At 38.0% G+C, this 14,705-nt stretch carries 14 protein-coding genes; 4 read left to right on the top strand and 10 right to left on the bottom strand.

The window, feature by feature from the left end:
- Nucleotides 1-8: 8 nt before the first annotated feature.
- The 3 genes from B4B65_RS18115 to B4B65_RS18125 form a co-directional block, all read right to left on the bottom strand.
- Nucleotides 9-3,266 (bottom strand): TonB-dependent receptor, encoded by a 3,258-nt coding sequence (locus tag B4B65_RS18115; protein WP_293917597.1) that lies wholly within the window; start codon nucleotides 3,264-3,266, stop codon nucleotides 9-11.
- Nucleotides 3,267-3,432: 166 nt separating this feature from the next.
- A complete protein-coding gene (locus B4B65_RS18120; protein WP_293917599.1) occupies nucleotides 3,433-4,446 on the bottom strand; it encodes a FecR family protein in 1,014 nt (337 codons plus the stop codon).
- A 108-nt stretch (nucleotides 4,447-4,554) separates the two neighbouring features.
- A complete protein-coding gene (locus B4B65_RS18125) occupies nucleotides 4,555-5,124 on the bottom strand; it encodes an RNA polymerase sigma-70 factor (RefSeq protein WP_293917601.1) in 570 nt (189 codons plus the stop codon).
- A 215-nt stretch (nucleotides 5,125-5,339) separates the two neighbouring features.
- Here B4B65_RS18125 and B4B65_RS18130 point away from each other — a divergent pair, with 215 nt between their 5' ends.
- Both B4B65_RS18130 and B4B65_RS18135 read left to right on the top strand, forming a co-directional pair.
- A complete protein-coding gene (locus B4B65_RS18130; RefSeq protein WP_293917604.1) occupies nucleotides 5,340-5,981 on the top strand; it encodes a CatB-related O-acetyltransferase in 642 nt (213 codons plus the stop codon).
- Between the two features lie 12 nt (nucleotides 5,982-5,993).
- Nucleotides 5,994-6,707 (top strand): DUF2071 domain-containing protein, encoded by a 714-nt coding sequence (locus tag B4B65_RS18135; protein ID WP_293917606.1) that lies wholly within the window; start codon nucleotides 5,994-5,996, stop codon nucleotides 6,705-6,707.
- 123 nt (nucleotides 6,708-6,830) lie between these two features.
- Here B4B65_RS18135 and B4B65_RS18140 read toward each other — a convergent pair whose 3' ends face one another.
- Nucleotides 6,831-7,703 (bottom strand): DUF808 domain-containing protein, encoded by an 873-nt coding sequence (locus B4B65_RS18140; RefSeq protein ID WP_293917609.1) that lies wholly within the window; start codon nucleotides 7,701-7,703, stop codon nucleotides 6,831-6,833.
- Nucleotides 7,704-7,816: 113 nt separating this feature from the next.
- Here B4B65_RS18140 and B4B65_RS18145 point away from each other — a divergent pair, with 113 nt between their 5' ends.
- Entirely contained in the window at nucleotides 7,817-8,395 is a 579-nt protein-coding gene (locus B4B65_RS18145; RefSeq protein WP_293917611.1) for a hypothetical protein, read from the top strand.
- Nucleotides 8,396-8,405: 10 nt separating this feature from the next.
- On the opposite strand, the gene B4B65_RS18150 is transcribed toward B4B65_RS18145, so the two are convergent.
- The 6 genes from B4B65_RS18150 to B4B65_RS18175 form a co-directional block, all read right to left on the bottom strand.
- Nucleotides 8,406-9,086, bottom strand: a complete 681-nt coding sequence (locus B4B65_RS18150) for a hypothetical protein (RefSeq protein WP_293917613.1) — start codon at nucleotides 9,084-9,086, stop codon at nucleotides 8,406-8,408.
- 248 nt (nucleotides 9,087-9,334) lie between these two features.
- Nucleotides 9,335-10,609, bottom strand: a complete 1,275-nt coding sequence (locus B4B65_RS18155) for an MFS transporter (RefSeq protein ID WP_293917615.1) — start codon at nucleotides 10,607-10,609, stop codon at nucleotides 9,335-9,337.
- A gap of 205 nt (nucleotides 10,610-10,814) precedes the next feature.
- A complete protein-coding gene (locus B4B65_RS18160; protein ID WP_293917618.1) occupies nucleotides 10,815-11,165 on the bottom strand; it encodes a hypothetical protein in 351 nt (116 codons plus the stop codon).
- Nucleotides 11,146-11,796 carry an XAC2610-related protein gene (locus B4B65_RS18165; RefSeq protein ID WP_293917621.1) on the bottom strand — a complete coding sequence of 217 codons (651 nt, stop codon included), beginning with the start codon at nucleotides 11,794-11,796 and terminating at the stop codon, nucleotides 11,146-11,148. Before B4B65_RS18165 ends, B4B65_RS18160 begins: the two co-directional genes overlap by 20 nt.
- A gap of 18 nt (nucleotides 11,797-11,814) precedes the next feature.
- Entirely contained in the window at nucleotides 11,815-12,513 is a 699-nt protein-coding gene (locus tag B4B65_RS18170) for a hypothetical protein (protein WP_293917622.1), read from the bottom strand.
- A gap of 1 nt (nucleotide 12,514) precedes the next feature.
- A complete protein-coding gene (locus B4B65_RS18175) occupies nucleotides 12,515-13,732 on the bottom strand; it encodes a hypothetical protein (protein WP_293917624.1) in 1,218 nt (405 codons plus the stop codon).
- Nucleotides 13,733-14,384: 652 nt separating this feature from the next.
- Here B4B65_RS18175 and B4B65_RS18180 point away from each other — a divergent pair.
- Nucleotides 14,385-14,609 carry a VF530 family protein gene (locus B4B65_RS18180; RefSeq protein ID WP_293917626.1) on the top strand — a complete coding sequence of 75 codons (225 nt, stop codon included), beginning with the start codon at nucleotides 14,385-14,387 and terminating at the stop codon, nucleotides 14,607-14,609.
- Nucleotides 14,610-14,705 lie beyond the last annotated feature (96 nt).

Raw genomic sequence — 14,705 nt, forward strand, 5'->3', positions numbered from 1 at the left:
GGTCGTAATTAATAAGTGAAACGAATGCCTAAAGTATAATATTTCAATGGAGGTACTACATAACCTCTTGTTTCGGGATCAAAACCATCATATCCAGTGATAGTAAACAGATTCTGCCCCTGTGCATACAAACTGATGCGCTGTGTCTTAAGTACTGATAACAACGAAGTAAAATCATAACTGACCATTACATTCTTTAAGCGGATGAAGGAAGCATCTCCCCATTGTGCGTCAGAATGTCTGTAAAAGGTATTGTATGTCTTATAACCGTCATCTGTTGCTAAAGCTGCAGCTCGTGGAATATCTGTTACATCGCCCTGATTTCTCCAACGTCGCAACGCTGATTTGTCAAAATTGGCCAGTGATCCCAGACTCGCCGGCGACATATATCCGAAATTCAGCATCTCTCCTTCTTGTTTTACAAATTGGAGCAGAAAACTTACATCCAGGTTTTTATACCGGAAACTGTTACTCAATCCACCGAAAAACTTAGGAAGATGCGTCCCCAATACATATTGGTCTCCAAGATTATTATCAACTTTTCCATCTCCATTCAGATCTGCAAACTGTGCAAGACCTGTCTGTGGATCTACACCTGTAAACTGAAAACCGAATACAATATCCAGGGGCTGACCAATGGCAAATCGGCCTTCCTCCCCTGACCCTACAAGTCCGGGATAAGCGACCAGTTTATTGCGTGAGATTGTCAGGTTGGCATTTGTTTTCCATTCAAAATCATCCGTTCTGTAATTGGTAGAACCAATTTCAAACTCCCAGCCTCTGTTTTCAACAATACCAGGCATATTAGCCGTATATCCGGAAAATCCGGTTTGTGGAGACAATGTTGAACTGATAAGCTGATTGTCCGATTTATTGTAATAGTGATTGATATTCAGAGTCAGCCGGCTGTTCCAGAAAGCAAGTTCCAGTCCGCCTTCCAACTTACGGTTTCTTTCCCAGCTGTATGTAGGATTGGCAACACGTGTAGGATACAAACCAGCTACTCCTCCATATGGATAATTCAGATAACTCCAGCTATCCATAAATCCATAATCTCCAATCTGATCATTACCTGTGGAACCGTAACTTCCGCGTAACTTTCCGAAATTCATAAACGGAACGGCTTCCTTAAACCAATTTTCTTCTGTGAATACCCATGCAGCGCCTACAGACCCAAAATTACCTACACGTTTGTCCGGACCAAATCGGGATGAGCCATCACGACGGAAGGTTGCATTCAGTATGTATTTGTTATTATAGTTATAGGTAGCACGTGCGAAAGCGGCCTGATATCTGTATTTGGAATAATTGAATGTACGCGGTCGGATTGTCACAGCTGCATTGATATTATCCAGTTGTGAGTCTGAAGTAAAATCTTCTGCCTGTAAAAACTGACCATCCCGTACACTTTGCTGCCATGTAGTACCTGCCAGAACATCAAAAGTTCCCTTTCCGAGTTGGTACGTATAGCTGGCCTGTGGTTCTATGCTGTACGAAGAGATGCTGCTGTTACCAAAATAGGACATGCTTACGGTAGAGTTTTGCGGATTAAAACTTCTTTTAGGGTACATTTGCAACTGATTCAATGCAGTATGATTATAACCAACCGTAGCAGAAAGATTCAATCCTTTCAACGGGCTGTACCGTATAGTTCCGCTGGACAACAAAGCTTTATTACGAGATTCTGATTTACGATCCAGAAAAGCATATGGATTCTGTATATTTCCGTACCAGTAATAATCACCTGCATCATCATAAATTGGCAAATTTGGGGACAGGTTAAAATACTGACTTATGTCGGTAGCCAATGCATCGTTCAAATCGCCTGTGTAATTAGCTGTTGCAGATATAGAAAACTTATTATCACTCGACCTGTGATTGATCGACAACATTCCGGCTCCTTTCTTATATCCGTTATTTCCGGGCTGTACAGTAGTTTCATTTCTAAATGTTCCACTCATCAGGAAAGTAGTCAGCTCAGATCCTCCTGAAGCCGAAAAATTAGCTTCCGTAAGTTTACCTGTATTTCCCATTAGCAGCTTCTGCCAGTTCTGATCTTCAGTCTGATTCCATTGGAACAGATCAGGAGTTTCAGGGTCGGGAGTTCCACCGGAATTGGCAAAAGCTTCCCGGCGCAATTCCAGGTATTCAGCAGTACTTAACATTTCCAGATTATTGGATACTTTGCCTGCACCAGTGTAAGCATTAAAACTAACCTGCGTTTTACCTGTCTGTCCTTTTTTTGTGGTAATCAGAATGACTCCATTCGCTCCTCTTGATCCGTATATTGCAGTTGCATCCGCATCTTTGAGCACATCAATCCGTTCGATATCAGCAGGATTAATAGCTGCCAGCGGACTTTGTGAACCGTTATCTCCGGTGAATACATTTAAGGATTCAGAAAAATACGGCACACCATCCACAATATAAAGGGGAGCATTCGCATTTTCATTCAGGGAATTAATACCTCTTAATCTCACATTAAAGGAGGCTCCTGGCAATCCATTGGAACTGTTGACTTCAAGACCTGCAATACGCCCCTGTAAAGCCTCTAAAGGATTGTTTACCGGTGCTCGTTGTATAATATCACTGGAAATACCAGCTGTAGATCCGGTACTTACGCGCTTACTTGTAGTACCATAACCTATGACTGTTACTTCATCCAGATTTCCCAGATCAGGTTGAAGACGAAGTTCTATTCCTTCAGCAGATGAAGAAGTATAGGCTTGCTCAAGTAACTGATATCCGACATAAGACACAATAAGGACGGGTTGGGTGGCAGGTGCTCCTGAAAATTCAAAGTAACCATTTCCATTGGTTGATGTCACCAGATTAGTTCCTTTTAATCGTACTGTAACTCCGGCCAGTTTATTACCCTTTTCATCGAGAATATGTCCTTTTACAGGTTGCTGTTGATTGCGAGCTGTAATTTTTTCAGAGCTGTTCCTTTCGGAATTTTCTTTTTTAATAATGATGGTTTGGTTGATCACCTGATATTGTAAATCTGTGTTTTGCAACAGGTCATCCAGGATATCTGCCAGATTGGTACGCTTACCATTTGTATGCACAGTTTTTTGGTTGACATCACTGCTCATATAGGTAAATCTGATTTTCGTCTGCTTCTCCAGCTGACGAAGTGCATCCTTTAGTTTGAGTGTCTCCGACGGCAGAGAAGCTTTTACATCCCTTAGGTTTTGGGCGTTGGAGCTATAGGCTGCGAAGGTCGTGACACATGTCAGTATAAGGGCTAGTAAGGATATTTTCATTAATAATCTCCCATTGCACTCTTTTGGAATTAAATGCATAATTTTGATAACGATTTAGTATGACGTAACTTGTTTATTGAATCCATGAGCCATCTTCGGGGACCAGCCGGGATGGCTTAATTTCATTATAGGTCTTTCTATTTCATAAGCTGTTTTTATTTAGGTGTTAATAAATGATATAGTTTGTTTTATCTGTTTTCAAACGGCTCTCTGTGAGCGCACACAGGATCTCCAACACTTGCAAAGAGCCGCTGTCTTTTCGTACGGATAACGTCACAGCTTTGTCTGCAATTTCCTTTTTCTCTAATATTATTTCGATCTGATAGATGCGTTGCAAATCCAGAAGCACAGATGCTATGCTTTCGTCTTCGTATTCCAGATAACCGTCTTTCCAGTTACCCGCCATCTTATCCGTGAGGATATGTTCTTCCATTTGCTGTACTGGTGCTATGACAGGCACTCTTAATTCCTGATCTTTCTGCAATACAGCAAGTAATTTATCATTCTTACTGACTTTTACTTTGCCGTTTTTAACTGCTACCATGACATCCTTCATTCCAGGATATGCTTTTACATTAAATTCCGTTCCAACCACCGTTGTACTGATGGTGCCGGTATGTACAATAAATGGCCAGTCAGCAGCTTTATGAACTTCAAAATAGGCTTCGCCGATAAGGGTAACTTCTCTGGGTTTACCTTTCTCAAAATTTTGAGGATACTCCAGACGCGATGATCCGTTCAGCCAGACTGTAGTACCATCTGCCAGATGAAGTACTTTATTCTCATCATTTGCAGCTTCTTTGATAACCTGTACATATTCCCCGGGCTTTTCGCTTTCTGTATGTCCCCATATCCGATAAGCTCCCCAAGAGAAAAACAAGACAACAAGAGCTGCCGACAGACCAACCATCCACCTTTTTAAAGAAGATACAGCAGATACTTTATCCGTTGAGGATTGGACTCTGTCCCTATCCGGAAGTTCCATAAGATTACCCTCCGCATCAACAAAAGTGAGAGAAGGATCTTCACGCTTCAGCTCCTCATATAATTCTTTAAGTAATACCGATAATTCGTCATCATATTGCGCACTACGAACAATATCAAAAAACTCAACAAGTTCCTGATGGGTAGCATGATTATAAAAATAACGGCGCAGCAAATAACGAATACGTGTCTTCATATGGGGTGTCTCTAAATAAAGACGGAGCAAGCCTGCCTGTGTCCTATCCGAAGAATTAATTTTTCTCCAATAAAATCACAACACACTGTAAAACAGGAAAATAATTTTTCAGAAAGAAAGGAAATTAGAAAAAACTTTGCGAATGGATTTCATAGCGGCTGATATCTGATTTTTCACCGTATGTCTGGAAATATCAAATTCATCTGCGATTTCCTGATAATTATATCCTTCATCCCGCATCAGATAAATGGCTTTACGTTGTTCCGGAAGATTATCCACAGCCTTACGTAGAATTTCCTTATACTCTTTGTATTCTACCGGAGGAGGCTGATTATCAACTATATTCTGCATAGATTCCCAGATAGCCTGCCTTAACCTTGCATCAGATGCCACTTTACGGAGATGATCCATAATTTTATTTCGAGTCATCGTAAACAGAAAGGATTCTATAGATTTGATTTCGTGGAGCTGTTGACGGATTTCCCAGAGTTTCAAAAATACATCATGCACAATATCATGTGCAACATGTTCTTCTTTACAGGTATTTAACGCTAATCTGAAAAGGGCCTTTTCATAGGTATAGAAAACATCATTGAACAACAATCGCAAAGGTTCTTCTTCCTTTGCACGATACGTATCCCGTGATTTATTTTCATCTGACCTTTTCCCTGTTGACATAATCAAAACAAAAATAGACAATTGTTTAAAATCAATCAACATCAACCCTTAAAAGATTAAATTATATCAAAACAAACAAAGTTTAGCCTGTAATTTTACAATTATATACTTTAATCGGCTCCTTAATAAAAATAATATTCTGTTAATCACACCTGCTTTTCACTTCCTAAACCGTGAATAAAGGGTATATTCGTGGTTGATCTGAATATTATAGCATGAAAGAGGGGAAACAAAAACATTGGTCAATAGTCGAATATTTGCATGAAACCGTAACCAATACCAATATTCATATAAAAGGTACCAAAAGTTATTACAGTGCTGCATGGACAGGATCTTTTGAAGAATCTGTCGTGCGTTATCTCTATGGAGATGCCTACAGTCTGAAAACCTGGGAACCACAGTGGAAAATTGATCAGCTCTATATCGGTAATTACGTATGCATCGGGGCGGAAGTCATTATCCTGATGGGTGGTAATAATACTCACCGTTCGGATTGGTTTAGCTTATATCCTTTCGTGGAAACATTGGAAACATCATATAAAACAAAAGGAGATACACATATCTGTGACGGAGCGTGGCTGGGCATACGATCGGTCATCATGCCGGGTATTCGTATTGGTGAAGGCGCTATTGTGGCCGCAGGAGCTATTGTTACTAAAGACGTAGCGCCCTATAGCATTGTCGGAGGAAATCCTGCAAAACTGATCGGTTACAGGTTTCCGGAAGAAACAATAGCAAAACTATCAGAAATGCAATTGTACTCCTGGCCGGAAGAAAAATTTGAAGCACTGAAATCTTACATCTGCGCTAGTGACATTGATCAATTGGTGAAAGCGGAGCAGGAATATAATCTCTAATACGATTGCAATATGAAAATACCTGTCATACACGGCTATATTGAACGAAGATTGCTTATCAATTATACTGCAGATCCTGAAATTATATCAGGTATCTTACCAACCCCATTCAGACCCAAACTTTATAAAGGAAAAGCGATTGTGGGTATCTGTCTGATTCGATTAAAGCATATAAAACCAAAAGGACTGCCTGATATTTTAGGCATAGGATCCGAAAATGCTGCACATAGAATTGCTGTCGAATGGGATGAAGGAGATATTATTAAAGAAGGAGTATATATCCCCAGACGGGACACTTCTTCAAGGATTAATTCGATAGCAGGTGGGAGAATATTTCCGGGAAAACATCACCTTGCAACGTTTGAAGTTAAAGAAAACCGGCACGCTTATCATATTGATATCTTAAGTTCAGATCAGACCTCTGTATCCATCTCCGCAGAGGTAGCGTCTGCTTTTACTAAAGAATCGATATTCGGTACACTGGATGAAGTTGCTGATTTTTTTGAAAAGGGATGTGATGGATATTCTCCCAATGGGAAAGGCTTTGACGGATTACGACTTCACACGTATCAATGGAAGGTAACACCTCTTACAGTAGGACAGGTATCGTCCAGCTTTTTTGAAAATCAGAGCATATTTCCAGAAAACAGTATTCGTTTTGACAATGCAATCTTAATGGAAAATATTGAGCATGAATGGCACTCTTTACCAGTCAAAATAAAGTAAATCCATTTCTACAAGCGGGACTTATCTTGGTACAAGCGGGGTAAATCCATTTCTATCTTGGTACAAGCGGCACACTTGCACCAGCTTTTGAGAAAGTAGAAAAAGTAAGCTGTACTAAAAAAATTAATCCGCTGTACGGAACATACCGAACAATTTTTTGCCCGCTGTCACTAAAGCCACTACGAGAAGCCCTGCTATCAATCCGATTGATACTTCTTTTACAATGGATGGAACATTCGGAGCTATATGATGTAAATAGTCTATATTATGAACAAAAATCCCACCTGATACCAGGATTAAGGCTACCGTACCTACTACAGCAAGACATTTGATAATAATCGGAAGTGAACTTACCAGCAATTGGCCTACTTTGGACAAGAAACCTTTATTGTTGGAATGCTTGATGAGTTTATAACCGGCATCATCCATTCTCACAATCAGTGCAACGATACCATATACCCCGACTGTAGCCAGAATAGCAACAACAGAAACAGTTATAATCTGCAGTGTCAGACTTCTGTCCAATACTGTACCCAAGGCTATAATGACAATCTCTACAGAAAGAATAAAATCTGTTGTAACTGCAGATTTTATTTTAGCTTTTTCAACATCCCCATTATTCTCCTGCCTTTCTTCAATGACTTCATGGCCTTTTTTGGATCGATGAAAAAAGTATTCAATAATTTTTTCTACTCCTTCATAAGCCAGATAAAATCCGCCCAAAACTAGTATAAACTTAATCGCTACCGGAAAAAACACATTAAGAAGCAAAGCAATGGGAACTATTATGAGTTTATTGATAAAGGATCCCTTTGTGATTGCCCATAGTACGGGCAATTCGCGTGAAGATAGAAACCCTGTCGCTTTTTCTGCGTTGACAGCCAGATCATCTCCTAATATTCCTGCAGTTTTTTGTGTAGCTATTTTACTGGTTACTGCTACATCGTCCATTAAAGCAGCTATATCATCCAAAATCGCAAAAATACCTGATGCCATGTGTTATATTTTAGTTGTACGGGTATAAAAATATAAATTAAATTCATACAACCCGTAATCTGTTTTTTCTTTCTTTCCGGAACAAAATTTCATTGCAAATGTTATTATGTACAATGAAGACTTTGATTAGTTTCCTTTTGAGTTTTATTCTGATACCCGTAGACGCTCAGACTGGTGTGTATCGTCTCAGCAATAAAAACGGGGCATCCTGTACAATAGCAGTCCGCAAGAATAATTCGCAAATAACAGGAGATGTATTTGCGTGGTGGAATACTCCGTCGGGTACACACGGCACATTTAGTGGTCAGGGTACATTGAAAAATAATGTATGCCTGCTGACCTCACAGGAGCAAAGTTCTTGCAAAATAAAACTTGACTTCGAAAAGAACAGCCTGAACGCAGTTTTTTATGATTGTATTGCTGAAAATCTGCCGGCAGATTTTAAAGGTAATTATCAGAAAATAACAACTCAAATACCTGGAGATTACCTGATCAAAACAGATAAAGCTTACTTTTATAAAGCGACCAAAAGTAATTCCCGCCTTCAGACTTATCTCCTAAAAAGTGACAAGGTACATATCGATCTTGAGAATATAATCGATGATAAATGGGTATTCATTAATTATACAAACACTTCAGGAAAAACTTCCAGCGGGTACATGCTTTGGCAGGAAATTAAGACATATCCCTGAAGACTGAAACTTACTGAGGACCTTCATTATCAAAGTCAAACGATTTTTTAATTGCCCCACTCACGTTGATCTGACTTCCTTTGAGTAAGTCCGGATTCACCTTTCCTTGTTTTGAAGCATTAAATTTCAATATTAAGAAGCTGATTGTAGATGTAGAATCCGAAAAATAAGATACCGGAACGGTAAAATTACCATCTGCCGGTATCTTATGGGTTTCTTCTTCACTATACTCGTGCATTTGCTCCAGAGGAGTAGATTTCTTAAGAAGGACACTTTTTGAAACGGACAATTCATGTATTTCTTTCAGATTATTCCATTTTATGTGAAAATCTTTCTCCCGATCAGTCTGTTTATCTGTAACAATATCTTCCTCATTTACTTTCGGAATAAGAGCGACACTGCCTAATGCGTACCATTTACCACTTAGATTTATTGTCAGGTGATACCCTTTATCAACAGGAATATCAGTACTGTAATATCTGGTCTCATTAGTATAATATAAGCCTTGTCTTTTCTGAAGCTCAAGATCTACCCCATTAAGTTTGATCTGCACACTATCATTACTAATGATATCGCCATTTTTGTCAAATAGTTTTACAGAGACTTCATTCTCATTTTTATCTGTAAGGTTTTGTGATATAGCAATATCCGCTCCTATCCATGAAAGATCTGTAATTTTTTCCTTTGACAATTTTGAATCATTACAGGACATAAACAACAAAAGACTGAAAATCAGACAAAAAAGTGATGTAAGTTTTCTGTGTTTATTTTTGTGTAGGGTCATATCAGCATTTCTTTGTCAGCAAAGCATATTATCAATGGATCTAAAATTAGTGATTTTGCCTGATGAATGATATATACACATATAAATTTCATAAAACTAAGAGCTCTTAAAGCTGCTACTCATAACGTATTTAAGATAAATCTGAAAATGATATTTTATACTTTGGAAGTCTGTTGCGATTTCCTTAAATACCTCATATACAATACTAGTCCTGAAAATGCAAAAATCAATACGACAGGAAGAATCAATGTCACCTGAAGTACTTCCGGACCGGCGAGGTTCCTGGCTGTTGAAAATGCAGTAGCTTCCACTGAGCCCTCCACCGCAGTACTGTATTCCTGAAGATCTGCCCCTTCTGGTAAATGTCTGATGATCAAACCATCATAAAAATTACCCATAAAAATCGTATATAGAGATACGGCAAACATACCAGCTCCACCTAAAAGGTTAATTCCCAGCGCCCCCGATTTAGGAATATTTTCCGCTACAAAACCAATCATTGTAGGCCAGAAATAGCATACCCCAATACCAAATATAAGTGCAGCAAAAAACACAGAATTTCCGGACAATGTACTTAACAGATATAACCCGAGAGCTGCAAAAACAGCTGAAAACAGTAAAACTCCCTGTGGAGCCAGCTTTTTTACAATGGGTTTTGCAAAAGCACGCCCCACTACCATAATACCTGTTGTAATTGTCAACAGTAAAATGGCATTGTCGGTCACATTTTTTAGCAGAAGGCTGATCCACTGCCCCGTGAATAGTTCTGTTATAGCGGTCATAAACATACAGACAAACATGAATAAAAATAAAGGACTGAAAACAGCTTTGTACATATCTGCACTAGAATAGCCGGAAGATACGCGCTCCGTTACCGGAAACTCAAGTTTTAAGAAAAGGTAACCATAAATCAAAGTTGGAATCAGCATAGTGGCGACCTGAAATTGCCAGCCTATTCCCAGATGAACAAATAATGTCACCAACAGTGTTCCTATGACAATCCCTCCGGGAAACCATAAATGAAAATAATTAAGACGTGTCGTTTTTTCTTCCGGATACAATGCTGCAACTAAAGGATTACAGGCTGCTTCTACTGTTCCATTGGCAATACCAATCAATAGTGTCGAGAAAAACAAACTCCAATATCCCTGTGCGAATATGGTCAACACAATTCCTGTTAAATGGAATAAAAATGCCATGACCAGTAGACGCTTCATTCCGATGATATCTACTACAAAACCACCGACTACAATAGCAAGCGGGAATCCCCAGAATGCTGTAGCTGTAATCGTTCCGAGTTGTGTAGCATTTAACTGGAAATCTACACCTAATTGATTCATCATTCCGGCGCGTATCCCAAAGGAAAGAGACGTGACCAGTAAAGCCAGACAACTGGCCGTAAAAAGTTTGGTTGATTTAATAGTGCTCATAATTAGTTGTGATTAAGTTGAAGTGAAATTACAAATTTCCACAACGAATTCTATTCTACAGTAAGTAAATTTTAATCACTTTATTGAAAAATATTTTTCAAAACAAACTTAAACACGAAACAAATAGGACTTAGAAGAAATATCTTAAGAGAAATCTTAAAATGAGACTCAGATATAAACAGACTGTTTGAGAAGGACGAAACTTCTATTTTTTTAGTTGTTTACGAACACCTATGCACAAAAGTATAAGTGTAAAAAGGAGTATAAATTCTGCTGTTATCGTATATATATCCTGATCACTCCAATGTTTTGTAAGTACAAAATCATCATATATGGCTTTTTTTATCTTCAGCTTTTCAGGAAAATCCGGAGGCATATCATCCATCCCTAGAGGCGATTCAAAATAGAGCTGTACAGTCGGGCGGTACTTTAAGAAAACACGATATTCATTGAACTCATCATCTTTACTTATTCCGACCATAAGCCAGACAATCACCACTAATAACAATGCAACAAGAAGATAAGCATTAATACCCTTATTTTTCTTTTGTGACATGCAGAATGGTTTTAATTTGTTTTTCAAATTCATCCGAATCACTCTCCGGATCATCCTCAAATGCATCTCCTAACTGATGAATAACATTGTCTTTGTCAATTCTATAAAGAATATAATAGTTTTTCCCGGCATAAGCATAACTCAGAATAACATTATATTCAGGGAGATATTGGGCATTTGGTATCACTTCAAATCCGGGGACTTTCACCAAAGTATGTTTCTGCGGATCTTTTATATACAAATAGTATAATTCATTTGCTCCCCGTGCTCCGGTACCACCATAGATAAGCACGTCTTCCAAACCGTCGCCATTGAAATCTTCAGACCGAAACTCAATCCATTCAGGCAGATAAAGAAGTTCTTTCCATAATACGGTAGTTTTATTATCTGATTCTTTTTGTATGTATAATACTGTATCCTCAACATCCGGATCAAGTGCAACCCTGATAGAAAGAACATAAGAACTATCCTCAAAAGGATAATAATCTGATACGGTATCCGCACTGACATTTATCAAATGATTGTTAACAGATGTGCCCTTACTGGTGAAACGTATATAGTTGTTTACAGTACTTGCAGAAGCACATATAAATAAAAATAAAAGACTTAAGAGAATCGGAAACTTTCGCATAATTTTTCTTAGCTAAGACTATAATTCTGCCAGATAATATAAGTAAGTAACTTTATCCGAGTTATTTTCCTTACTGACAACACGTGCTTTCACGATAATAGTATGGTCATCTTTCCATCTGACTTCTTCTACTGCCCAGTCTTTGGTCTGAAAGCTCATCTTCTCAGATAACAGTTTTTCCGGTGCAGCTGTTTTATTGACACGCAATACCCCCAAAAAGCAGCTGTTATTTTCATATATATAATTATAATAATACAGCAGATAATTTCTCTCAGGAGATGGTACAGGAACTTCTACAGCATCATCACCGATCGAAACAATAGCATACTGATATCCGCTTGTGCTATCTATGAGTATTCTGTCACTGAACCCTATATGCTCGGCTACATGTATACTATTCACCACATACATCCCTAATCTGGGAAAATAACCGGAATACTCATAACCTTTAAAATCTTCTTTGGCCTTATCCGTATACTTCTGCAACCTGACGATTCCCTGCTTTGTAGGCAATAGCATATTCCCTTTCTCTTCCTTCAAAACTAAAGAAGTCGGCTTTATAGCTGGCTTGCATAAGTCATATTTTTCCTTTGTCGATTTTTTAAATTTGATCGTCGGCAGATTATCATAAGTATCTGCATATCCTACAGCTATCTCATTTTTCTTCTGCGCCTGAGCAGTCAGGGATATCAGTAACAATAAAATTAAAATCCTCATATTACTTAAGTTTTTGTTTTAGAGTATAGTATATCTGCCCGTTTAATCGAATCAAATCAAAATTCATGCCTCTGCATACAAAATATTCAACTCTCTGTTCAGCACATTCTTCTCCTCCCCTGTTATGGCTATATACATGGTCTATCTTGAAACGCACAGTATCGCTTCCATACGCAACGGAATAGTATCGTGTACCGTTCCATCTTACACTATCTTCATTAGCACATTGAATTTTAGATGTTTTGTAAAAATGATCTGTTTTAAGTTGATCCTGATCGGGAGTTAATATGCGAATACTCCATTCGTTAGGAGCAGAAAGACTGTTAGCACTGCGAAAACTCTTATTTCCGTCCAATATCCAGGTGGTCAATTCCCTATTATTTCCTGATCTGATGTATCCGTTTTCAAATGTAAATGGGCCATCTGTGGCAGAAAATTGCGTATCCATATCCAGATCTGCTATAATCTTACCTTCTTTGTCCACTTTATAGCTTTTATGCAACGGAGGATTTTTATTTGAACTTTCGGCTAACACGTTAATAATAAGCTCTTTTTTTTCCGGTAAAAAATAAGGCTCACTTGCATGATGCTCTGTCCCTGCATCCAGCAGCAACTTTACTTCCACCCCATCCAGATCAAACTGATTATCTAAAGTTTGGTACAACATAAATCTTGTATCCAGATCAGGTTGCTTGATAAGTTTAGTCCAATACAGCAAAAAAACACTGACGACAAATACTCCGGCAACACCTAATGCAAACTTTATATTACTGTAAAATAACACATTAACATTTAGCTTTTGCAAGTGAAAAGGCCACGACAACCCAATTGCCAGAATAATACTGACACCTGCTATATAAGGAAGATGTAGTCGTAAAAAATGCTTTAATAATGCAGTAAACTGATAGGAATAGCCAAAGCTGCCGATATAAAATATTCCATACCCTAACCAAAACAGCGATAGCAAAACCAGAAAAGGTTGTAAAAAGCGAAATATTAGGTGAGGATAAATAATCTCTGATACAACCAGGTGACCTGCTAATCTCACCATACCTGCACATAAAAGAACGACGACAATACCAACAATCCATCCCAATACTGCTGTCCCAAAACTCAAGAATGTCAGTTGTTGATTCGCATAATACCAATACGTAAAAGTCAGAATAAGCAACGACAAGATCACTGCCTTGATATTAGCCGGAGACATCAGGTTTTCCATTTGATTAGTTAAAAGTTTAATAAAGATAAGTGCTATCCTTCAATAAACTGTATACTCAGCATATAAAACTATCTGCACTCAACAGCTTCTCCCTGTTCATTGACAATACGTCCGGAGAGTTCTTGCTGGCCTATTAAAGAATTAGTTATTCTTAGTGGATTATTTTTATCAAAAGGCTTGATGTAATTGACGATCTTATCAGGGATAGATTTCCATCACTTGCATAAGAAGTATTTGCAAGTAACAATAAGGAAAATCCCCATGAAAAAACTTTTTTTTCTGAATATTGACCTTATAGCCATATTCGGAGGAATAATTAGATGTTTTCATTTAGAACTAGATTTAACAGGTTATTGATACTACTTTTTAGCTGTTAAAATAGATCCAACTTTTTGTGAAATTGTAATTCAGAACAAGCTGTCTAATGCATAAACAGCGCTAAAAGTTTACCTCCTTTCATAAATTTGATTTATCATAAAGATAAGTGGCATTGTAAGACCAGATATCTGTAACAGGTTTATTTGTAATCATAAATATATTTAAAAAAGTTTAATATTAATAAACTTTTAACATTTTAAAAATACAAGTTGAGATAAACAAATCTTAAAGGAAGAATACTTTTTATTTTTTTTATATTCCTTACATTTACGCTATGAAAGAGCAACCCAATAATCCTTTACACGGAGTCCGGCTGGATACTATTATTGAATATCTGGTTGATCATTTCGACGGCTGGGAAGGTCTGGGCAGACGTATCCCAATTCGTTGCTTTAATGAAAACCCCAGCCTGAAATCTTCTCTTACATTTTTGCGGAAAACACCTTGGGCGCGACAGAAAGTAGAAGATTTATATGTACAGATTACCAGTAAAAAATAACATAACCTTCTGTAGTCATTAAAGCCTTATTTGTCGGTATTTTATTTCATTGACTTACCAATGCTACAGGATAATTAGCTTGTGAATAGCAGATTA

Source organism: Sphingobacterium sp. UBA5789 (assembly GCF_002418355.1).
Classification (GTDB): Bacteria; Bacteroidota; Bacteroidia; order Sphingobacteriales; family Sphingobacteriaceae; genus Sphingobacterium.